Source organism: Hymenobacter koreensis (genome assembly GCF_039541855.1).
GTDB lineage: Bacteria > Bacteroidota > Bacteroidia > Cytophagales > Hymenobacteraceae > Solirubrum > Solirubrum koreensis.
In genome coordinates this window covers 196865-218194 of sequence record NZ_BAABHA010000015.1, presented here as the reverse complement: position 1 = coordinate 218194, position 21330 = coordinate 196865, and the positions used below count along the sequence as shown (strand labels likewise).

General features: G+C 60.0%; 16 protein-coding genes and 1 tRNA gene. 10 read left to right on the top strand and 7 right to left on the bottom strand.

What is annotated here, in order from left to right; translation table 11 throughout:
• The first annotated feature begins 48 nt into the window (after window positions 1–48).
• Window positions 49–174, top strand: coding sequence for a hypothetical protein (locus tag ABD903_RS19725; protein ID WP_345227029.1), 126 nt, complete (start codon window positions 49–51; stop codon window positions 172–174).
• A 95-nt stretch (window positions 175–269) separates the two neighbouring features.
• The gene (locus ABD903_RS19720; protein WP_345227028.1) at window positions 270–2054 is read left to right on the top strand and encodes a glycoside hydrolase family 15 protein; all 1785 of its coding nucleotides are present in this window, start codon (window positions 270–272) and stop codon (window positions 2052–2054) included.
• Window positions 2055–2070: 16 nt separating this feature from the next.
• Here the strand turns inward: ABD903_RS19720 and ABD903_RS19715 are convergent, their stop codons facing one another.
• From ABD903_RS19715 to ABD903_RS19705, 3 genes are all read right to left on the bottom strand, one after another.
• The gene (locus ABD903_RS19715) at window positions 2071–3198 is read right to left on the bottom strand and encodes a PepSY-associated TM helix domain-containing protein (protein WP_345227027.1); all 1128 of its coding nucleotides are present in this window, start codon (window positions 3196–3198) and stop codon (window positions 2071–2073) included.
• Window positions 3199–3278: 80 nt separating this feature from the next.
• Window positions 3279–5681 carry a TonB-dependent siderophore receptor gene (locus ABD903_RS19710; protein ID WP_345227026.1) on the bottom strand — a complete coding sequence of 801 codons (2403 nt, stop codon included), beginning with the start codon at window positions 5679–5681 and terminating at the stop codon, window positions 3279–3281.
• A gap of 123 nt (window positions 5682–5804) precedes the next feature.
• Complete coding sequence (locus ABD903_RS19705) at window positions 5805–8000, bottom strand: bifunctional alpha,alpha-trehalose-phosphate synthase (UDP-forming)/trehalose-phosphatase (RefSeq protein WP_345227025.1); 2196 nt, start codon at window positions 7998–8000, stop codon at window positions 5805–5807.
• A 491-nt stretch (window positions 8001–8491) separates the two neighbouring features.
• Here ABD903_RS19705 and ABD903_RS19700 point away from each other — a divergent pair, with 491 nt between their 5' ends.
• Both ABD903_RS19700 and ABD903_RS19695 read left to right on the top strand, forming a co-directional pair.
• Entirely contained in the window at window positions 8492–11011 is a 2520-nt protein-coding gene (locus ABD903_RS19700) for a TonB-dependent receptor (protein WP_345227024.1), read from the top strand.
• Window positions 11012–11087: 76 nt separating this feature from the next.
• Entirely contained in the window at window positions 11088–13163 is a 2076-nt protein-coding gene (locus tag ABD903_RS19695; RefSeq protein ID WP_345227023.1) for a tetratricopeptide repeat-containing sensor histidine kinase, read from the top strand.
• Window positions 13164–13258: 95 nt separating this feature from the next.
• On the opposite strand, the gene ABD903_RS19690 is transcribed toward ABD903_RS19695, so the two are convergent.
• Window positions 13259–13331, bottom strand: a tRNA-Met gene (locus ABD903_RS19690).
• Window positions 13332–13501: 170 nt separating this feature from the next.
• On the opposite strand from ABD903_RS19690, the gene ABD903_RS19685 reads away from it, so the two are divergent.
• Window positions 13502–13687 carry a hypothetical protein gene (locus ABD903_RS19685; protein ID WP_345227022.1) on the top strand — a complete coding sequence of 62 codons (186 nt, stop codon included), beginning with the start codon at window positions 13502–13504 and terminating at the stop codon, window positions 13685–13687.
• Window positions 13688–13699: 12 nt separating this feature from the next.
• Here ABD903_RS19685 and ABD903_RS19680 read toward each other — a convergent pair whose 3' ends face one another.
• Window positions 13700–15574 (bottom strand): BamA/TamA family outer membrane protein, encoded by a 1875-nt coding sequence (locus ABD903_RS19680; RefSeq protein ID WP_345227021.1) that lies wholly within the window; start codon window positions 15572–15574, stop codon window positions 13700–13702.
• Window positions 15575–15728: 154 nt separating this feature from the next.
• Here ABD903_RS19680 and hemW point away from each other — a divergent pair, with 154 nt between their 5' ends.
• The 4 genes from hemW (at window position 15729) to ABD903_RS19660 (ending at window position 19075) form a co-directional block, all read left to right on the top strand.
• Window positions 15729–16877 (top strand): radical SAM family heme chaperone HemW, encoded by a 1149-nt coding sequence (hemW, locus tag ABD903_RS19675; RefSeq protein WP_345227020.1) that lies wholly within the window; start codon window positions 15729–15731, stop codon window positions 16875–16877.
• A gap of 195 nt (window positions 16878–17072) precedes the next feature.
• Window positions 17073–17525: a hypothetical protein gene (locus tag ABD903_RS19670; RefSeq protein WP_345227019.1), complete on the top strand. Its 453-nt coding sequence runs from the start codon at window positions 17073–17075 to the stop codon at window positions 17523–17525.
• Complete coding sequence (locus ABD903_RS19665; RefSeq protein WP_345227018.1) at window positions 17518–18204, top strand: alpha/beta fold hydrolase; 687 nt, start codon at window positions 17518–17520, stop codon at window positions 18202–18204. The genes ABD903_RS19670 and ABD903_RS19665 overlap by 8 nt, the downstream gene beginning before the upstream one ends.
• Before the next feature lie 79 nt (window positions 18205–18283).
• On the top strand, window positions 18284–19075 hold the full coding sequence (locus ABD903_RS19660) for a cyclase family protein (RefSeq protein ID WP_345227017.1): 792 nt from the start codon (window positions 18284–18286) through the stop codon (window positions 19073–19075).
• 80 nt (window positions 19076–19155) lie between these two features.
• On the opposite strand, the gene rpmA is transcribed toward ABD903_RS19660, so the two are convergent.
• Both rpmA and rplU read right to left on the bottom strand, forming a co-directional pair.
• Window positions 19156–19437 (bottom strand): 50S ribosomal protein L27, encoded by a 282-nt coding sequence (rpmA, locus tag ABD903_RS19655; protein ID WP_345227016.1) that lies wholly within the window; start codon window positions 19435–19437, stop codon window positions 19156–19158.
• 105 nt (window positions 19438–19542) lie between these two features.
• Window positions 19543–19851, bottom strand: coding sequence for a 50S ribosomal protein L21 (gene rplU, locus ABD903_RS19650; protein WP_345227015.1), 309 nt, complete (start codon window positions 19849–19851; stop codon window positions 19543–19545).
• A 471-nt stretch (window positions 19852–20322) separates the two neighbouring features.
• Between rplU and ABD903_RS19645 the strand changes: the two genes are divergently transcribed.
• Window positions 20323–21282, top strand: coding sequence for a ribonucleoside-diphosphate reductase small subunit (locus ABD903_RS19645; protein WP_345227014.1), 960 nt, complete (start codon window positions 20323–20325; stop codon window positions 21280–21282).
• The last annotated feature ends 48 nt before the right edge of the window (window positions 21283–21330 follow it).

The following is a 21330-nucleotide window of genomic DNA, read 5'->3' as shown; positions in this document are numbered from 1 at the left end:
CCTTGCTTTTTGCTTCTACTCGTTTGCGCACCTTCACCCTACCTTACTATGGAACAGAGTTTCGGCCCCCGCTACGTGTTGTTGGAGAAAAAATTGCAGCTGACCACCGTTCTGCTGCGGGTGTGGCTGGCCCTAGGAGCCGCCGCAACGGCCTCGGCCGCCGCGCTGCTTTAGTGCCGGGCCTGGCTGACCTACCGTAACCCCACGGCGCTGCTTGGGGTACACGGTAGCTTACCAGCGGCCCCGCATGGCCGCTTCAGCCCGGCCCCATGAGCACCCGACACACCTACGATATGGGCCTGGTAGGCAACTGCGCCTACCTCGCCCTCATCCGCCAGGACACCTCTTTGCAGTGGCTTTGCTGGCCGCGTTTCGATAGCGGCTTCGTTTTCGGCGGCCTGCTCGATCAGGCCAAAGGCGGTGCCTTCAGCCTGCAGCCTGCCGCTGGCGAGTTCAGCACCCACCAATATTACCTCGACAACACCAACGTGCTTTGCACCGAGGTAGAGTGCGCGGGCGGCCGCTACCGCGTTACCGATTTCGCGCCGCGCTTTCAGCAATACGAGCGGTACTACAAGCCGCTGATGTTCATTCGGAAGCTGGAGCCGCTGGCCGGTACGCCGCGGGTGCGGGCCGTGTGCCGCCCGGTGGGCAACTACGGCCAAACTCAGCTCACAGCGCGCCGCTCCTCTAACCACATTGCGTTTCTGGGCCTGGCCGAGGAAATTCGGCTGACCACGAACGTGCCGTTGAGTTACGTACTCGACGAAGAGGATTTCGCCCTCACCGAAACCAAGTACCTCGTACTGACTTACGGCGCGCCCCTGGAAGCCGCTCTGGAAACCACTTGCGAGCAGTTTCTGCAGCGCACCATTCAGTACTGGCGCACCTGGGTGAAGAGCACCAGCATCAGCAACTTCTACCAAACCGAAGTTATCCGCTCGGCCCTGGCCCTGAAACTGCACCAGTACGAAGACACCGGCGCCATCATTGCGGCCACTACCACGTCGTTACCGGAGGCACCTGGCTCGGGCCGCAACTGGGACTACCGCTACTGCTGGATGCGCGACACGTTCTACATTCTGAACGCATTCAACAACATCGGCCACTTCGAGGAAATGGAGCAGTATTTCCATTTCATTGCCAACATTTCCACCAAAATCGGCGACAAGTACCAGCCGCTGTATTCCATCAGCGGGGCATCGGAACTGATTGAGCAGGAACTGGACCTGGAGGGTTACCACGGCAACCAACCGGTGCGCATAGGCAACGATGCTTACACGCACATTCAGAACGACGTGTACGGGCAGGTGCTGGTGGCCCTGCTGCCGCTGTACGTGGACCGCCGCTTTGTAACGTCCGAACGTGCCCACTCCGAAAAGCTCATGCGCGAGGCGCTGTCGTTTATCGGGCGCACCATGAACCAGCCCGATGCCGGCCTGTGGGAGTTCCGCAACCTGGCCCAATACCACTGCTACACTTACCTATTCCACTGGGCGGGGGCGCATGCGGCGCACAAAGTGGCCAAGTATTTCGGCCTGCACGACATGGCCGCCGAAGCCGCCGACCTGATGCAGCAGGCCCAGGAGAAGATTGAGGCCTGCTACGACCCCGCCCGCGGGGTATATACCAACGCTATTGGCTCGCCCCACCTCGATGCCAGCGGCCTGCAGCTCATTCTGATGGGCTACCTCCCGCCTGACTCCGAGCGGGCCCGCACCCACTTAGCGGCCTTGGAGCAGGAGCTGAAAACGCCCGAAGGCTTGTTTTATCGCTACCGCCACGCCGACGATTTTGGCACGCCCGAAACGACCTTCCTCATCTGCTCTTTCTGGTACATTGAAGCCCTGGCCTGCGTGGGCCGGCTGGACGATGCCACCCGCGAGTTCGAGAAGCTGTTGCGCTACACCAACCACTTGGGGCTGCTGAGCGAAGACGTGGACGCGCGTACCGGCTCGCAGTGGGGCAACTTTCCGCAGGCGTACAGCCATGTGGGCTTGGTAAACGCTGCCTACCGCATTGCCAAGAAGCTCGACCGCCCCAACTTCCTCTGATTTGCCTGCTCTCCGTTTACGACGTCTGCATTACCCGTTGGTGGAGTTGCGGCTTGGCCTGGGTACGCACCCGTTTCCGGCGCCACCACAGCATAAAACCGGTTAAGCTGAGCAGTGCCGGTGAGAGGCCCAACACAGCCCAAAGCACCTTCACCAGCACTCCGCCAAACTGCCCGAAGTGCAGGGTAAAGGCCGTTAGCTCCAGCTTTTCGCCAACACTTGCGCGGCGTATATCATCGGCTTTCAACACGTGGCCGGTGCGGGCATGCAGTTCTATGGTTTGGCTAAAGTTACCGAGCAGCGTGGCATTGGGCAGCTTTCCATAAGCACTGACCACGGTATCGGCCGCGGTTTTGGGCAGCGCCAGGCCTTGCAACTGAAAACCGGGCAGCGCGCGGGCAGCCGTAGCGGCTAGCGAGTCTAGGGAAACGGGCACGATTGGCTGCGCCAGTAGCGCTTTTACTGTTTCGGGCTGGTATGTTTCGGGCCAGAACACGGCGCGCAGCATCCATACGCCGCTGCCGGCCATGAGCAGGTTAAATACCAAGCTCCAGACGCCTATCACGCGGTGCAGCCCCGAGGCCGCGGTGCGCCAGTTCTTCCAGTTCAGCTTCGGCCGAAACAACAGAACGGGCAACAGATGCTTCCGGTATACCACCACTCCTGTTAGTACGCTCAAAACCAGCAGCACGCCCAGCACGCCCGCTACCAACTCACCGGATTTGCCGCCCCACAGGCTGTAGTGTACCCCCAGCAGCCAGCCGAACACGTGCGCCCGGGCATCACGCTGGCCCAGGTAGCGGGCGGTGTAGGGGTCGAAATAGGCCAGCGTCCAGCGGTGGTCGGGTTGGTCTACGCTGACTTCCACGGCTTGCGTGGGCTCCTCGGGCAGTCGGCGCAAGCGCAGGTAAGCGGGCTGCGGAAACCGCTGCCGGGCGGCGGCCATTACATTATCCAGCGAAGCTTTGCCGCCGACGGGCGGCGCCGGCACGCGCAACAAGGTGGGGTTTAAAGCGTGGTCCAGTTCGGGCTCGAATACCAACGCCACGCCGCTTAAGCTAATCACCAGCAGCAGCAGGCCCGTGCCCAGGCCTAACCAACTGTGCAGCGCAAACAGACGACGGGTGAACGTGGAACGGGCCATTTGTTGGTTTTCAGTCTTGCGTTATTGGTTGTTCGTGAACGGCTTCAGCTTAAAAGAAATAACTCAAAACCAGTGCGCTATTAGAAGGAGTAACCGGCTGTGAGGCGGAAAGAACGGCCGTTACCCACCCACACAATATCGCGGAAGAACACGCCGGAGTAGTAGCGGGCATCCGTCAGGTTATAGGCATTCAGAGCCACCGACACGTTCTTGTATTGGTAGTTCACTACCGCATCGAAGGTTTGATAAGCCGGGATGGAGAAGCCCGAATCGAAGCTGTAGCGTTTGCCCACGTGATAGGCGCCGCCCCCAAAACCGAGACCCGACAAAGCGCCGCGCTGCACGGTGTACACCGCCCAAAGATTGGCTAGGTGGTTGGGCGCGTTTTCAAACCACGGCGAACCGTAGGGCAGGTCGGGGTTGCCGTTTTTGGTGATGCGCGTTTCGTTGTATGCGTAGTTACCTATCACGTTCAGGCCAGGCAGCACACGGCCCGTGAGGGACACTTCCACGCCCTTGCTGGTGGCTTCGTTGCCGGCAATCTGGCGCTGTCCGTCGGCGTCGGTGGGGTCGGTGGTCAGGATATTCACCTTTCGGATGCGGTACAAGGCCACCGAGCCGATGAGCCGGCGGTTCAGCAGCTCGGTTTTGGCGCCCACTTCCCACTGCTTGCCGGTTTCGGGGTCGAAGGGGCCGCCGGAACGGGGCAGGTTGGAGTATTGCGGTTCGAAGCTCTGGCTGTAAGAGCCGTACAAGCTTAGCTGCGGCAGCGGCTGGTACACCAGGCCAGCGCGCGGCACCAACGCCGAGGCCGTGGAAGTGTCGCGGGTTACCACAATGGCCTGGGCGGGGTCGGAAACGAATTCCGTGCGGTCTTCGTCGAGGCTGCTGGTGCGATAGTAATCGTAGCGCAAACCCAACACGGCTTTCAGTTGGGGCGTGAGGGTCAGTTGGTCCTGCACATACCCGCCCACAAAAGCGGTGGGGTTCTGGTAGCGGGCGTTGTAGCCTTCGCCGCGGTATGTGCCGCGGTCGAGGCCGCCGTATTGCGGGTTGAAAATGTTCAGGCCGGCTACGCCCTCGTAGCTCTGGGCATAAGTGTAGCGGCGCTGAGTGTTGCCGTAATCGAGGCCCGCCAGGATAGTGTGTTCCACGGGGCCGGTGGCGGGCTTCCAGGTCAGGTAGCCGTTCACGAACACGTCGTTGCTGTAGTCGTCGAAGTCGCGGAAGTGACGCCCGATGGTGCCCGTGGCCGGGTTGTAGCTGCGGCGGTTAACGTGGTGGTACTGCTGCAGCGAGTTATAGTAGCTGTAGCGGGCCAGCACGTTTACGCTAAGTTTTTCGCTGAAGCGGTGCTGACTCAGCAGCTGCACGTTGGCAATTCGGTCGTGGCCGCGGTCGTCGGCGTCGTGGTGGCTCCAATTACGGGGCAGCACGTTTAGGTCGCCTTCCACGGCCATAATGCCGCGGTTGTACCACGTGCCGCCATTTTCGTTCTGGTGAAAGTACGAGGCCGTGAGCGTTAGGTCGGTGCGCTCGGAGGGGCGGAACGTAAGCGAGGGGTTCACGAACACGTTGCGGGTTTTCCAGTCGCGCATCTGGTGGTCGGTGCGCTCGGCGCCCGCTACCACGCGGTAAAGCAGCTTGCCATCGGCAGAAAGCGGACCAGTAGCGTCCAGCACGCCGCGCAGCTGATTAAAGCTACCGTAGGTCAGGCGCACTTCGCGCCGGGCTTCGGCCTGGGGCAGCTTGGTGGTTTGGTTGATGATGCCGCCCGGCGCCGCAAACCCATACAGCACCGATGCCGGCCCCTTAATAGCCTCTACGCTTTCCAGATTGTAAGTAGGCTGCGGCGTGTACGAAGAACTGCCCAAACGCTGCCCGTTGAAGGCAAAGTTGCCGGTAGTCGACCGGAAGCCGCGCATGTTGAAGTCGTTGTAGCCGCCAAACTGGCTGATACCGGCCAGGTTGCGGATGCTTTCCTGCAGAAGCTGCACCTGCTGGTCGCGCAGCAAGGCCTCGGGCAGTACCTGCACACTCTGCGGAATGTCGCGTAGGGGCGTTTCCGAGCGAGTAGCAATGTTGGTGGCGTCGCGGCGGTAGGTGGTGTAGCTGCGGCCGGTCACGGTTACCTCGCTCAGGCTGTTGGCCGCAGGTATCAGTTCTAGTTGTACCTGCACCGTTTGGTTGGCCACCACGTTTACGGGTTGCTGCTGCGGCTCAAAACCCACTCCCTGCACTACCAGCACCTGCGCGCCGGCTGGTACGCGCTCCAACCGGTAGCGGCCTTGCTCGTCGGCAGTGGTGCCCAGCGTGGTGCCTTGCACGGCTATGCTCACAAATGCAGCGGGCTGGCCAGCCGCAGTGCGCACCGTACCGGCCACGCTGCCTCGGTCGGGGCCGTCGGCGTAGTTAGTAGCAGAAGAAAGAAGGGGAAGTGAGAGACTCCATAGCAGAGCCAAGAGGTGTAGTAAACGCGGCATTGTTTAGAACGATTTTAAACAGCGGCAAAATTTGCAAGTGAAACCTACTTTTGCAAGCGTTGTTTAAAATCGTTCTAAACAATTAACATTAACGAAAATCCTCGCTGTTTAGCCGGCGCATGTTTACGGCGCTGCCGGCACTGCCATCAGCCCAGCCAATAACTCCCGCACCTCCCGGCTCGACTCTACGTGGAAGCGCGCCAGCGAGCGGGGCCGCGTGCCCACCTTCACGGTATATGCATCGTTGGGCAAGGCGCGGAAGGTGTCCTCGTCGGTGCGGTCGTCGCCGAGGGCCAGGATGAAGTCGGGTTCGAACTCCTGCACCCAACGGGCCGCGGCCACGCCCTTATCAATACCGGCATTCTTGATTTCGATAACCTTGTTGCCTTCCAATACCTGTAAGCCGGTGCTGCCGGCCACAAAGCTCAGGTGGGTTACCAGCTCGCGGGCCCGCAACTCGCCCAACTCGTCGTCGGTCTTGCGGTAATGCCACACTAGCGAGTATTCTTTCTCCTCCACAAACGAGCCGGCCGTGCGCGACACGTGCAGCTCCAGCAGCGGCCGTATTTCGCGCTTCCAGTCGTTGCGCAGGGCCTGAATCATGCCCCAGTCCTCGCCGGCGCGCTTCAGCCACACGCCGTGCTCGGTAATGAAATCGAGCGGCAAGTCGCCCAGCCATTTCCAAAGCGTGTCCCGGTCGCGGCCGCTGATAATGACCACGCGGTTACGCGCATCGGCGCAGAGGTCCTGGAGTAGCTGCCGCAGCGCCGCGTCGGGCCGCACGTGCTGCGGGTTGTTGTCAAATTCCACTAGCGTGCCATCGTAATCGAGAAACAGCAGGCGGCGTTGGGCGGCGTGGTAGTCGGTTTGCAATTGCGCCAGCTCAGCGGCATCCAGGGTATCGGTGGCCATTACTTGTTGTTTGATTTTGATGTAGGCGAGGCGGTTCATGAACACCTCCACCCAGTTGTGCACGTCGTAGCGGCGCACCACGGCCTGCATGCTGGCCAAGTACTGCTGCTGCTCGCTTGGGGGCATGTGCAGCGCCCGGTGCAGGGTGCGGGCCACCTCTTCGGTATCGGTGGGGTTGATAACGAGGGCATCAGACAATTCGCGGGCGGCGCCGGCCCGCTCGCTCAGGATGAGCACGCCGCGGCCTTCGGTCTTGCTGGCTACAAACTCCTTGGCCACCAGATTCATGCCGTCGCGCATGGGCGTTATCAAAGCCACATCGGCCAGGCGGTAGAGTGCGGCCAACTCCTCGGGCGGAAACGAGCGGTAGAAATACTGAATAGGCGTCCAGTTAATGGTGCGGTAGTCGCCGTTAATTCGCCCTACCAGCTCGTCGATTTCCTCTTTCAGCTGCTTGTACTGCTCCACTTGGTCGCGCGAGGGTACTACCAGCATGAGCAAGGTAACCTTGCCCAGCAGCTCGGGCGAGGTTTGCAGCAGCAGTTCAAAGGCCCGCAGGCGCTCGGCAATGCCTTTAGTATAGTCGAGCCGGTCGATGCTGAGCACCACGTGTACGTCTTCGCCAATGGCTTGCCGGTATTCCTGCTCAAGGCGCCGGGCTTCGCCGGAGGCGGCCGTGGTAGCGTACTTGTCGTAATCGATGCCCATGGGGAAGGAATCGACCAGTACCGTGCGCTGGCCCACTTCCACCATACCGTTCTGGTTGGAGTGGCCGAGCAGGCGGTTAACGGAGCTGAGGAAGTGCCGCATGTACCCGTAGGTATGAAAGCCCAGCAAGTCGGCGCCCAGCATGCCGTGCAGCAGCTGGCGGTTCCAGGGCAGCACGCGCATTAGCTCGTAGGAGGGGAATGGAATGTGCAAAAAGAAGCCGATGGTGCTCTGCGGCAGGGCTTCGCGCAGGAGTTGGGGCAATAGCAGCAACTGGTAATCGTGTACCCAAATGGTGTCGTCGGGGCCGGCCACGTCCAGCACCGCTTGGCAAAACTTGCGGTTCACGGCCTGGTACGCGGCCCACAGCTGGGGCTGGTACACCGCGTATTGCGGGAAGTAGTGAAAAGTAGGCCACAAGGTTTCGTTGCTGAAGCCTTCGTAGTAGTCGCGGATTTCGTCTTCGGTCAGGAACACCGGCCGCATGTGGTCGTTCGCCAGCTGCTCTATTACCTGGTTTTGCTCGGCTTCATCGGCCAGAAACGTACCCGGCCAGCCCACCCACAGGTTGTCGCCCTGCTGGTACACGGCTCCTAGGCCCGTGGCCAGTCCCCCTTCGCTCGGCGCAAACGCCAGGCCCTCGTCGGTGCGGCGCACCTTGGTGGGCAAGCGGTTCGATACTATAATGGTTCGTGCCATACTGTGCGTTGGTTTCCTTTTCTTACGGAGGCAGGGCCGCTCGGGCCGAAAACGGGGTTCTTTTCCAGGGTGCACGTCCGGCATTTTGACCGCGGCGGACCGGATGCGTATCACATGATTATGTGGTAGCGCCACCGCATGCCAGCACCTATTTTTGTCGAGGTACCGCTTTGATTTATCGGGCGCTACCTCATAGAGTAATGGTGAAAACTCCGATTCTTTGGGTCGGAGCTTTTTGTTAAGTGAGTTGTAACTTTTTCCTTTTCCGCCAAGCCTTGCTGAACACCCGTTGGTTGTTTCGCCATCCGGCTTCTGGCTACTGAGCAGGCCGGCCCACTAGAGCCGGCCTGCTGCCTTTTTACCTCGCTCCAACCGGCCAACACACTTGCTTTTGGGGCCCGAAAAAATATTACGAAATAATTCGTACAAGTAAGCAACGCCGCCGATTTCCTTTTGTCCGTTGGCAACCGGCATTAATCGGCAGACTTGCTATGCGTCTATTCTACCCCCTCCTCTTACTGCGCCTGCGGGCCACCGTGCTGCTTTTCTTTGTGCTTAGCACGGCCGTAGCGCAAACCCTGCCCATCAGCAAAGGTACGGGTCGGCTTACGGGCACGGTGGTACACGCCACCACCGGCAAGGCGGTGGAATACGCCAACGTGGGCCTGCTGGAAACGGCTTCGGGCAAACTGATAAACGGCGGTTCCTGCGACGAGAAAGGGCAATTCGTGCTGGGCAATATTGGGGCCGGCAGTTACAAGCTGAACGTGAGTTTTGTGGGCTATCAGCCCAAAACCGTGGAAGGTGTCGTGTTTGCCACCGCCGATGCCAGCGTGACCCTAGGCAATATTGCCCTGACGCCCATTGCGCAGCAGCTAGGCGAGGTGAAGGTGGTAGGTGAGCGGGAGCTAATCGAGAACAAGGTCGACCGCATCGTATACAACGCCGACAAGGACATCAGCAACGCCGGCGGCACGGCCTCCGATGTGCTGCAGAAGGTGCCGTTGCTGAGCGTGGACCTGAACGGCAACCTGCAGCTGCGCGGCTCGGGCAACATTCGGGTACTGGTTAACAACAAGCCGTCAACGATTCTGGCTAATAATCTGGCCGATGCGCTGCGCCAGATCCCGGCCGATCAGATCAAGTCGGTGGAAGTCATTACCTCGCCCTCGGCCAAGTACGACGCCGAAGGCACGGCCGGCATTGTGAACATCAACTTGAAAAAGAACTCGTTAGAGGGCATGAACGGCTCAGTAAACGCGGCAGGGGGTAACCGGGGTGGCTTTTTGAACGGCAGTCTGAACAGCAAGCGCGGCAAAGTGGGCCTGAACACGAACGTGGGTACCAACGTGTTTTACAACGTAGCCCGCAGCCAGTCCGACCGTACCGAGTTCTTGTCGGACACCACGCAAAGCCAGCTGGGGCAGAGCGGCGACTTCACCAACCTGGGCGGTGGCGCCTTTGCCCAAGTGGGCCTCGATTACGACCTCACGCCCAAGGACGTATTCAACCTCAGCGCCCGCGGCAACCTCTTCGGCTATACCAACGACCGGTTTCAGGGCACCTCATACCAAATATTCCGGCCGCAGAACACCGGTGAGCGGCTGCTGTTTCAGGATGTGTTCGGCCGCGACATTATCACCAAGCAGCGCGACAACAACTTGGATCTGAACTTCGGCTATACCCGCACGCTGCCCAAGCCGCGGCAGGAGTTGAGCGTGCTGGCCCTCTACAGCATCAATCAAGGCAATACCGATTACACCCTTACCCAACGCCGCGCCGAAGTTCGCGACTACCTCGAGAACAGCTTCAACGACAGCCGCAACCAGGAACTCACCTTTCAGACCGACTACGTACACCCGCTAGATAGCACTACCACGCTGGAAACGGGCCTGAAAAGCATTCTACGCCGCGTAGATAGCAACTACCTCATTGAAGCCGACAGCCTCGACGGCCGCGGATTTGTGCCGGTGCCGGCGCGCTCCAACGCGTTTCGCTACGACCAGTTTGTGTACGCCGGCTACGCGTCGTACGGCTTTAGCGTGGGCAAAAGCCTCACGTTTAAAGCCGGCAGCCGCCTCGAGCACACCCGCATTAACGGCGACTTCCGGACCGAAGGCGTGAGCCTGCAAACCGACTTCACCAACCTGGCGCCCAACCTGCAGGCGGCCTGGGACGTGAACAAGGACCACAAGCTCAAGCTCAGCTACACCCGCCGCGTGCAGCGACCTAGCATTTTCTACCTGAACCCGTACATCAACCTCAGCGACCGGCGCAACATTTCATCCGGCAATCCGCGCATCGACCCCGAGCTGACCGACGCCTACGAACTGGGTTACAACACGTTCATCAAGAAAAGCTCCGTTACGTTTTCGGCTTACTGGCGGCAAACCAACAACGCCATCGAAAGCATTTCGCGCCTGGTGCCCAGCAACGAACTGCTGCCTACTACCGACACCACCCGGGTGCTGTACACCACCTACCAAAACCTAGCCCGCAACTCCACCTACGGGCTGAGCGCCTTTGGCTCGACGAAGCTTACGCCGAAGTGGAACCTGAGCGGCAACGTGAACTTCTACTACCGGCAAGTGAGCAGCGCCGCGCTGGGTCTCACCAACGGAGGCGGCATGTTTAACATGAACCTGAACTCGCAGTGGACCTTCGACAAGGGCTGGAGCGCGCAGTTCAACGGCTTTTTTAACTCGCGCCGCATCGAGCTGCAGGGCCGTTCCTCGGGCTACCGCACCTATAACCTGGCCGTGAAGAAGGAGTTGTTCGACAAGAAAGCCAGCATCACGGCATCAGTTATCAACCCCTTCAACCGTACCCTGGTGTTCCGCAACAACCTTGCGTCGGAACGCTTTGATTATCAAAACAACAGCTACTTCTATAACCGGCAGTTCCGCGTAAGCTTTAACTACCGCTTCGGCAAGCTGGATGCCGGCCCGGCCCGGCCCAAGAAAAGCATCCGCAACGACGACCAAAAATCCGGCGACGGCGGCAACGGCTAGCTGCCACCCCATCGCCTCCTAGGGGTCCTATTTCAACGGGGTTTTATTACACCAGCTTAGTTCTCTACATTCGTGCATGACCCACCGCTTGGTAGTCCTGCTCGTTGCGCTGCTTTTAACTGCTCCGGTGGGCGGGTTACGTGCGCAAAGCCCCCAAACCCCCGCTCTGCACCGTGCCCTAGCAGCGGCCCGGCACGACACCACCCGGGTGCTGCTCATGGCCGATTTAAGCGCCTCCTACCGCTATTCCCGCTTCGATTCGGTGCAGTGGTACGCCCGCAAAGGTTTGGAGCTGGCGCGGCGCATCGGCTACGTTAAGGGCGAAGGCCGCTGCATTTCGCGCCTCGGTATTCTCATGAGCGAGCGGGGCAACCTGCCCCAGGCCCTGCGCACCGATTTGCAGGCCCTGCAGCTAAACGAACAGTGCAACGACTACGAAGGCATGGCCCGCACGCTCAACCAGATTGGGCTGCTGTATTTCGCACTGGAAGATTACCGGCCGGCACTGTCGTATTTTTTCCGGGCCAAAGCGCTTTACGACGACCTCCACACCACCGACCACTCGCAGGTAGTGAGCGTACTGACCAACCTCGGCGCCAGCTACGAAGGCCGGGGCCAGCTTGATTCGGCAGCGCTGTACCTCAACCAGGCCTACCACCTAACCGACCCCGCCCGCGAAACCCGCTGGAGTTGCTGGGGTAACCCCACTCCTTACGTCTTGCGCGAGTTGGGCCTCCTCCAGGCCTCGCACGGGCACTCCGAAAAAGCCTTGGGCTTTTACCGCCGCAGCGTGAAGGCCGCGGCCCCTGAAAACGACCGCCGCAGCACCTGCCGGGCTTATCAGTACATGTCGGAGCTCTACCACGCCCAGCAGCAGCCTGATTCCAGCATTTACTACGCCCGCAAGGCTTTGGCGGTGGCGCGCTCGTTGCCGTTCGTCGTGGGCGTGGTGCGCACCAGCAGCCTGCTGGCCGAAACATTTGCCGCCCGCCAGCAAAACGACAGCACCCTGAAATACCTGCGCATTCGGCTCATGGCCGAAGACAGCCTCTACAACCCCAAGCGCATCAAGCAGCTTGATGCCATCGGTTTCGCCGAGCAGCAGCGCCTGCGCCGATTGGAGTACGAACAGAGCCGGTTTACGGCGCGCCTGCGGATGTATGGGCTGTTGGCCGGCGTTGCCGTTTTGTTGCTGATTGCGGGCCTGCTGTGGCGCAACAACCGCCAGCAGCACCGCGCCAATGCCCGCCTGCGCGTTTTGCACCAGGAAGTAACGGAGCAGAAGCAGGAAATAACCACCCAGCGCGACAGCCTGGCCCGCATGCTGCACGAGTTGAAGGTGGCGCAAAGTCAACTGGTGCTACACGAAAAAATGGCTTCCCTGGGCGAGCTGATGGCCGGTGTGGCCTACGAGATTCAACACCCGGTGAACCAGATTAAAACCTTTGCCGGCATCAATGCAAGCTTGGCGGAAGAGCTGCGCAAGGAGCTGGCCAAAGTGCCCATGAGCTTCGACGACCAGGAATACCTGGCCGAAATACTGTTGAATTTAAGTCAGAACTACGCCAAAATTGTGCAGTTCGGGCAACGGGCCGACTCGGTGGTACGCGGCATGGCCGAGTACTCCAATAGCGCCCCCGGTCCGCGGCAGGCCACCGAGCTGAACGCGTTTGTGGAGGATTACCTGCGCCTGACTTACCACGACGTGCGGGCCAAAAACCGCAACTTTCACGCGGCACTGCTGCCCCGCTTCGATCCGGAAGTAGGCAGCCTGCCCGTGGTGCGCCACGATTTGGGCCGCGTGCTCGTCAGCCTGTTTTCCAATGCCTTCTACGCGGTACAGCAGCGCCAGGCGCAAGCCGAAGAGGACTACGTGCCTCAGGTTATGGTTAGCACGCGCGCTATTGATGGGCACGTAGAAATTCGGGTGCGCGACAACGGCCCCGGCATTTCGGCCGAAGCCCTGCCCAACCTATTCAACCGGTTTTTTTCCACCAAGCCCCCCGAAGATGGCCCTGGTTTGGGCTTGGCCCTCAGCCACGACCTGATTACCAAAGGACAGGGCGGCACGCTTACCGTAGAAACTCAGGCAGGCGAATACACGGAATTCGTTATTTCCTTGCCCATCCACCAGCCGCAACCGGCCGGTTAACTATCTGCACCGCTCTGACCGCCTAGCTTACCGCGCACCCTTGGCATAAAACACAACGGACCGGCCGCCTGATTGGCAACCGGTCCGTTTTTAGGTAGCGGGGACAGGACTCGAACCTGTGACCTTTGGGTTATGAGCCCAACGAGCTACCAACTGCTCCACCCCGCACTGTTTGGTGATGCAAAAGTACTACGCTTTTTCGGATTTGCTAGTCATTGGTTACTATTCGAAGCCAATTACTCGTTTCCTAGCTGACTATCAGAGCAAAATACTTTCTCGTACGCCGCAGCCATTGGTGGAGCAAGCTCGTAAAGACAGGCAAACCTGTATTTGCTTCTATGCTCCGCTTTACCAACCGCCACCTCGGTCTCATCATCGTATTGTTTGCCCTAACGCTGGGTTCTTGCTCCACCGACCACGATACCGACCAGATATCGACCGAGTCGCCCACTACGCGCAACAGCACCGCCGAGCAACCCAACAGCAGCGGGTATGCCCCCGACACTACGGCGGTATCACAATAGAGTGTTCCTACGCTAGAAACGGCTGGTAATACCGAAATGTATTTTGGACGCACCGAATGCGAACGGCTGGCTGTTGGTACGCCCCAAGGAATACACAAACTGGAAAACGCCGGCACCGGTGCGGAAGCTCAGGCCCGCCCCGGCGCCCGTAGGCGCGTCTTCACCCGGCTGGTTGGGCAGTCCGCGCCGGAGGTAAGCCTGGTCGACGAACAGAAAAAAATAGGCCTCAGGCCCGGTGAACTGGCGCAGCTCCACGGTGCCCACGCCGTATTGGGCGGCGTAAAAATCCAGTTCGTTAAAGCCGCGCAGCGTGGCCAGTCCGCCCAGGCGAAACAAATCGTTCAGAAAAAGCCGGCGGTTAAGCAGTGCCTCGCCGCGCACCCGTGTGAGCAGTACGGTTTGCGGCCCGAAGCGGAAGTACCTCTCTATGCGGCTGCTCAGGCTGATTTGGGTGGAGCGCAGCGGCAGGCCCTCGTACAGCGCCTCGTTCAGGTCGGAGTTCTTGCGAATGATTTTGTTGCCCACGGCGCCCTGAGCGGTAAACAGCCAGCCGCTACGCGGGAAGTACGGGTCGTCGAGCAGGGTTAGCACGTAATCCAGGCCGTAGGCGGCGTAGCGCGAATCGATATTTTCGGGCAGTACAGTGAGCCTCCTGAGCGTAGTGTCGATTAAGCGGGAGTTGCGCTGCTCCACAAACAAGCTCAGCCGCCCGGCCCGGGCTGTGGCGTAGCCCACCTGCAGGCGGGGCCGCAAGGTCAGGAAGTCGTTGGCTTGCTTGAGCAGGTTGAAGGTGGCGCCCAGGTCGAGCGGGGAGCCGAGGAAGTTGGGGTGCTGGTAGCCCGCATCGAGCAGCTGCGAGGCGGCGTCTACCTTGCGCCACTGCACGCCCATCTGCTTGCCGCTGCCGCCCAGGTTACGCAGATTCAGGGTTACGTCGCCGGTTACCTGCACCCGTTTTTGGCCCACGCCGGCCACGGGATTTGGCAATACGCCCACAATGGCATCGAACTGATTGGAGTTCCGGTCGTTGAGGGCAATGTAAACCCGGGCTTTGCCTTTGGCGAAGCGCACTTCGGGTTCAGCCTGTAAAACCACGTAAGGCAGCTGGCGCAGCAGCCGCGCCACGGCATCCACGCGCTGCTGGCTGTAGGGCTGGTTGGGCTCGATTTGCAGGTAGCGCCCCAGGAAACGCTTCCGCGTTTTGGTTTTGCCCACAATCTGAATGGAGTCGAATACCACCATGGGTCCGCGGTCGACGAAGAGGGTGCCGGAAACTTCGTTACCGGTCAAACGGACCGAATCGAGGCGCACCTGCGCGAACGGGTAGCCTTCGTTTTCGGCGGCCGTTAGTATGCGCTGTTGCAGGCGGGCCAGGTCGGCGGGGCTGAACGGCTGCTGGGCATACAGCCGTTCGCGGAAGCCAGTGCGGCCCAGCAGGTCGTCGCCGAGGTTGCCGCGTTGCAGGCGGGCCCAGCGGAACGGTTCGCCCACGTACAGTTGCGCCACCAGGGTGTCGCCGCGCCAGCGCAATTCGTCGGCTGAGGCCGTGAGGTAGGCATCGGCTTGCAGGGCCAGCACCAGCTCGCGCACGGTACGCAGGGCCGCCAGCGTATCGGCGGCTACGGACCGCAGGCGGTAGCGGCGCAGCACGGGCTGGTCGGCGGCTTCGGTTTCGAGGCGAACGTACTTGGGCGGAGCGGCCGGCAAGCGGCGCTGGGCCGCCCGCAGCGAATCGGGGGCCGGGGTCCGCGGCGGCAGCGGTGGGGCCTGCGTGGGGGGCAGGTTGGGGGTGGCCACCGGCGAAGTGGTTTGCGCCCGCGCTGCGCCCGGCTGAAACCCGCTCAGCCAGCCTATCAATCCCCAGAAGAGCAGGATGCGGGTGTACATTTGCAGGCAGCTAACGCAAGGGCAGCGGTTTTCATTTCAGACGGTGGCCCCGCGCGTGCATTTTGCGGCCGGCAAGGCTTGGTGAAAGCAACTACGGACCATACGAACTCCCGCCGCCGCCCGGCTGTTGCGCAATTTTACGACTTCTCCCCGCGTGGCCGGACTCTACCTTCATATTCCCTTCTGCAAGCAAGCCTGCCACTACTGCGACTTCCACTTCAGCACCGCGCTGGGGCGCAAGCAGCAGGTGGTGCAGGCGCTGGTGCGCGAAATGGAGCTCCGCCGCGACTACCTCGGCGGTGAGGAGCTGCAGACGATTTATTTCGGGGGTGGCACTCCGTCTCTGCTCACGGCCGCGGAGCTGACCACGTTATTCGAGGCTATTTACCGGAATTTCTCGGTAGCGCCCGAAGCCGAAGTAACCCTGGAAGCCAACCCCGACGACCTTACCCCGGCCAAGCTGCACGAGTTAGCCGCTTCGCCGGTTAATCGTCTGAGCATTGGCCTGCAGAGTTTTCACGAGCCGCATTTGCGCCGCATGAACCGCGCCCACTCGGCCGAGGAGTCGCGCCGTTCGGTGCTAACGGCGCAGGACGCGGGCTTCGAAAACATCAGCATCGACTTGATTTACGGCGTGCCCGCCGACGGGGACCACACCATTTGGCAGCAGGATTTGCGCGCGGCCGTAGCGCTGCAGGTGCCGCACCTTTCGTGTTACGCTCTTACCATTGAGCCGCAAACGGTGTTTGGCCGTCAGCAGCGCAAGGGCTTGTTCCGATCTGCGCCCGACGAGTTTGTGGCCCGGCAGTTTGAGCTGCTGCTGGAAACTGCGGTCGAGCACGGTTACGAGCAGTACGAAATCAGCAATTTTGCGCAGCCGGGCCGCCATTCACGCCACAATTCCAGCTACTGGCAGGGCGTGCCCTACCTCGGCCTCGGTCCCAGCGCCCACTCCTTCGATGGGCAGAGCCGGCAGTATACCGTGGCCAGCAACACCCAGTACGTGCAAGCCGTTTTGGAGCGCAACGAGCTGCCCGCCACCCACGAAGCCCTAAGCCCCATCGACCGCGCCAACGAATACCTGATGACCAGCCTGCGCACCTCGGCCGGCTGCAACTTGGCTTACTTGCGTCAGCACTTAGGCGTGGATCTGGTGGCTCAGCATCCGGCTTACCTACAACAATTGCAGCACGACGGCTGGGCCACGCTCACCGACGACACACTGCGCCTCACCGACCGCGGCAAGCTGCTGGCCGACCAGATTACGCTGGAGCTGTTTCTGGCGCCGCAAGTCGCTAAATAGCGCCGAGCTCGTCCCATAAGCTGGCAGCACGGCGCAAAATTCACGGGGCATTGCTGCTTGTGACGCTCAGTTCAACAAGCAGTTAACTAGCAGGAGTAGGCTGAAGACGCTTTTACGACCGCCCAAGGGTTTACTCCTTGGCGGCAACCGCGTACATTCCTTCCACAAACTCCCTCACCGCGTACCCCTTCCCGCATGCAACGCCTGATTGACGCCGTCGAATACGGAGCCGACTTTTTCGTGGAGGAAATCACCATTCGAGCCATTGTGTTCGATAACTCCGACGACGTGACCGTGTGGGCTACCACCATTTTCGACCAGCAGCTTTACTTTTTCCACCTGGGCCTGCCCTTCGCCAGCCTCGATGTAATGTTGCGCCAGGCCGGCGAGCGGGCCGGCGAACTGCAGGAAGAAGTTGCCGAAGCCCTGGCCGAAGCGCCGCGGCCTTGCCTGATTGAGTACACCAGCGAAGAGCGCGTGCCCGTAGAGTTGCCCGGCCTGGCCCTGAAGTTGTCGTTTACCTACCCCGCCGACGAAGACGAATTCCTGGAAGAGGACGACGAGGATAGCCCCGAAGACAGCGAAGAGCGCGCCGCCGCCGATAACGTGTTTTACCTCGAAGGCATTTACCGCCGCCTTGATGCCTAGCGAAGCCGCGGAACCCGTTTTCTACCTCATTCCTGGCCTTGGGGCCGACGAGCGGATTTTCACCCGGCTCACCCTGCGCGGTACCGTACACGTGCTGCACTGGCTGCAACCCACCGACCCCGACGAGCCCCTGCCGGCCTACGCGGCCCGCATGGCCGAGGCCATTCCCCTCGACCAACGGTGCTGGCTGGTGGGCGTGTCGTTTGGTGGTACGGTGGCGCTGGAAATGGCGCGGCTGCGGCCGCTGGCCCTGGTGGCGCTGGTATCCAGTATTCCCGAAGCCGGCGCGCTGCCGCCCTTGCTGCGCCTGATTCGGGCCACGGGCGTGCAGAATTGGGTGCCGCCGCAGGTGCTGCGCTGGTTTCCGCGCGTGGGCAAGTGGTACTTCGGTGTGAACGACGGCGAGGAGTACGAGCTGTTCAAACACATCCTCAACGAACAAGAACCGCGCTATACCCGCTGGGCCATTCGCAGCCTGTTTCGTTGGGACAGCCGCGACGTAGGCTCCGCCGTGCAAATTCTGGGAACCAAAGACCGGATTTTTCCGCCTGGCCCGCGCAAAGTGGAGTACCTTATTGAAGGCGGCACCCACTTCATGGTGTACAGCCACGCCGCCGAAGTCAGCCGCATTCTAAACCTGCTGGCTTCCGACTTCGCCACCGAGCCGCCCATCGTATAATTCCGAAGCGCGGCCGCCGGGACTAGCCTCGCAACTGCTTTTCCCATTTGCCCCTCTGCTTCGTCCGATTCCTTTCGCCATGCTCACCGCCATTATCACCTTCCACGGCCGCGACTACCGTTTTAACCCTGCTACCCCGCTCGACATTGCCTTGCCCCTAGCCCCTGGTCCCGATCAGGTTAACTGCTTCTGGGCCGAGCCGGTGGAAATTGATATTATCCGGGTCGGCGACTTCGTGGGCTCGGTGGCCGAGGGCGGCAGTACCAACTACAAGCGCGTGCACCTTACGCCCCACGGCAACGGCACGCACACCGAGTGCTACGGCCATATTAGTCCCGACCCCGCGGCTACGCTGCCGCGCTGCCTCACGCGCTTCCTTTTCGTGGCCCAGCTGATTTCGGTGGCCCCGCGCCAGCGCCCCAATGGCGACTACGTGGTGGAGCTGGCCGATGTGCACCCACTACTGGAAGCCCTACCCGCCTCGCCCGAAGCCTTGGTGCTACGCACGCTGCCCAACAACGAGGCCAAGCGGAGCCGGCAGTATTCTGGCACCAACCCTCCTTACATTGCCGCCGAGCTGGCGGAATACTTAGTAGCGCAAGGCATCGAGCACCTGTTACTCGACCTGCCCAGCGTGGACCGGGAACTGGACAACGGCGAACTGGCCGCTCACCACGCGTTCTGGCAATACCCCGCGCCGCTACGCCCGCAAGCCACTATTACGGAACTCATCTTTGTGCCAGATGCCATTCCCGACGGCCTGTACCTGTTGAACCTGCAGGTGACCATGCTGGAATTAGATGCCAGCCCCAGCCGCCCGGTGCTCTATGCCTTGGAGCCGGCTACCGACGATACCTGGGCCGGACATTAGACTTACCAGCACCTGAGTCTGGCCGAACGCAAAAAAGCCCGCCAAGGCGGGCTTTTGTATTGCTAGCGAAAAGCAGCTACTTAAGCAGCAGCGGCTTCTACAGCTTCCGTAGCTGGAACTACCACTACGAACGAGCGGTCTTTGCGGCCCTTGCGGAACTGCACCGTGCCGTCGATCAGAGCGAACAGGGTGTGGTCTTTGCCGATGCCTACGTTCTGGCCGGGGTGGTGCTTAGTGCCACGCTGACGCACGATGATGTTGCCGGAAATAACCGACTGACCACCGTAAATTTTAACGCCCAAGCGCTTGGAATGCGACTCGCGGCCGTTGTTGGAAGAGCCTACGCCTTTCTTGTGTGCCATGGTATTTGGAGAGTTGCCGGTTGATAGTTGTCGGTTGTCGGTTGTCAGTTTATTTTATCATCACCTAGCGGCCCTGACAACTGACAACTCAATACAGACAACTAATTAGCCGATGCTGTTGATCATTACTTTGGTGAAGTCCTGACGATGCGTGTTGAGCTTCTTGTAGCCCTTACGACGCTTCTTCTTGAACACGATAACCTTGTCGCCACGCACGTGGCCAAGGATGGTGCCCGTTACTTTAACGCCGGACAAGAATGGGGCGCCTACGCTCAGGGTGCCATTGTTGTCGGTCAGCAGTACATTGCCCAACTCTACTGAGTCGCCGACGTTGCCGGCCAGCTTGTGGGCGTACACAAATTTATTGGCTTCGACTTTCGTCTGCTTGCCGGCTATGTCTACGATTGCGTACATCGGTTCTCCGCGGGGTTTCTGAAAATGGAAGGCAAAAGTACGAGTACATTTTTACATACGCAAGCCTAACGCGCTAATCATCATATACTCCCCTCGGAAAAGCCCCCCAAACCTACCAGCAGGAACGCGCAGTGCGTGTACACGCATAGCAAATTTGTGGACAACTTCCATTTTCCACACACCGAATGTGGACAACTTTTCTCGTAAATAATATTTTCCCGTGTTTTGTAGACTTATTAAGGGAAACAAGAACCTACTCGGCCTTAAAGGGCATAGCAAAAACTTAACTCATAAAAAAGCCTTTTTGGTCGGGTTTCGTTCGGGCAGTGGGGCTATCTTTGGTCTTCGGGCCACCGCATTTGCTGCTGGGCGCCGGCCAAACAATTGCTGCTTCGCCAGAGTTGACAGCCGAATCCTACGGTTTTTGACCCCGGCCTTTTTTACCTACGTTTTCTCTTTTGTTGCTCGCCTATGGAACCGCTTCTTGTAGAAAATCCCAACCGCTTCGTGCTGTTCCCCATCCAGAACAACGACGTGTGGCAGATGTACAAAAAGGCCGAAGCCTCGTTCTGGACCGCGGAGGAAATTGACCTCTCCCAGGACCAGAAAGACTGGGAAAGCCTCAACGACAACGAGCGGCACTTCATTTCGCACGTACTGGCCTTCTTCGCAGCCTCGGACGGCATTGTGAACGAGAACCTGGCGGTGAACTTCATGCAGGAAGTGCAGATGCCCGAAGCCCGTTGCTTCTACGGTTTCCAGATCATGATGGAAAACATCCACTCGGAAACCTACTCCCTGCTGATTGACACTTACATCAAGAACCCGCAGGAGAAAGACCGTCTCTTTAACGCGCTGGAGACTGTTCCCTGCGTGAAGAAGAAAGGCGAGTGGGCCCTGAAGTGGATCAACTCCGAAAATTTCGCCGAGCGCATCATTGCCTTCGCCGCCGTAGAAGGCATTTTCTTCTCGGGCTCGTTCTGCAGCATTTTCTGGCTGAAAAAGCGCGGCCTGATGCCCGGCCTCACGTTCTCGAACGAGCTCATTAGCCGCGACGAGGGCCTGCACTGCGACTTCGCCTGCCTGCTCTACAGCTACCTGCAAAGCAAGCTGAGCGAGGAGCGCGTACACGCCATTATCCGCGACGCGGTAACCATTGAGCAGGAGTTCGTGACCGACGCCCTGCCCGTGAACCTGATTGGCATGAACGCCAAATCGATGAGCCAGTACATCGAGTTTGTGGCCGACCGCCTGCTGCAAAGCCTGGGCTACAGCAAGATCTACAACGCCTCGAACCCCTTCGACTTCATGGAAATGATTTCGCTGCAGGGCAAAACCAACTTCTTCGAGAAGCGCGTGGCCGAGTACCAGAAAGCCGGCGTAATGAGCGAGCGGACCGAAAACGCCTTCTCCCTGGACGAGGATTTTTAAGCCTCACCCCCGGCCCCTCTCCCGTAGAGAGGGGTGCGTTCAACTACA

Coding starts and splice junctions, on each gene's coding strand:
- ABD903_RS19725 (WP_345227029.1), top strand. CDS start 49: ATGGAACAGAGTTTCGGCCCCCGCTACGTGTTGTTGGAGAAAAAATTG.
- ABD903_RS19720 (WP_345227028.1), top strand. CDS start 270: ATGAGCACCCGACACACCTACGATATGGGCCTGGTAGGCAACTGCGCC.
- ABD903_RS19715 (WP_345227027.1), bottom strand. CDS start 3,198: ATGGCCCGTTCCACGTTCACCCGTCGTCTGTTTGCGCTGCACAGTTGG.
- ABD903_RS19710 (WP_345227026.1), bottom strand. CDS start 5,681: ATGCCGCGTTTACTACACCTCTTGGCTCTGCTATGGAGTCTCTCACTT.
- ABD903_RS19705 (WP_345227025.1), bottom strand. CDS start 8,000: ATGGCACGAACCATTATAGTATCGAACCGCTTGCCCACCAAGGTGCGC.
- ABD903_RS19700 (WP_345227024.1), top strand. CDS start 8,492: ATGCGTCTATTCTACCCCCTCCTCTTACTGCGCCTGCGGGCCACCGTG.
- ABD903_RS19695 (WP_345227023.1), top strand. CDS start 11,088: ATGACCCACCGCTTGGTAGTCCTGCTCGTTGCGCTGCTTTTAACTGCT.
- ABD903_RS19685 (WP_345227022.1), top strand. CDS start 13,502: ATGCTCCGCTTTACCAACCGCCACCTCGGTCTCATCATCGTATTGTTT.
- ABD903_RS19680 (WP_345227021.1), bottom strand. CDS start 15,574: ATGTACACCCGCATCCTGCTCTTCTGGGGATTGATAGGCTGGCTGAGC.
- ABD903_RS19670 (WP_345227019.1), top strand. CDS start 17,073: ATGCAACGCCTGATTGACGCCGTCGAATACGGAGCCGACTTTTTCGTG.
- ABD903_RS19665 (WP_345227018.1), top strand. CDS start 17,518: ATGCCTAGCGAAGCCGCGGAACCCGTTTTCTACCTCATTCCTGGCCTT.
- ABD903_RS19660 (WP_345227017.1), top strand. CDS start 18,284: ATGCTCACCGCCATTATCACCTTCCACGGCCGCGACTACCGTTTTAAC.
- rpmA (WP_345227016.1), bottom strand. CDS start 19,437: ATGGCACACAAGAAAGGCGTAGGCTCTTCCAACAACGGCCGCGAGTCG.
- rplU (WP_345227015.1), bottom strand. CDS start 19,851: ATGTACGCAATCGTAGACATAGCCGGCAAGCAGACGAAAGTCGAAGCC.
- ABD903_RS19645 (WP_345227014.1), top strand. CDS start 20,323: ATGGAACCGCTTCTTGTAGAAAATCCCAACCGCTTCGTGCTGTTCCCC.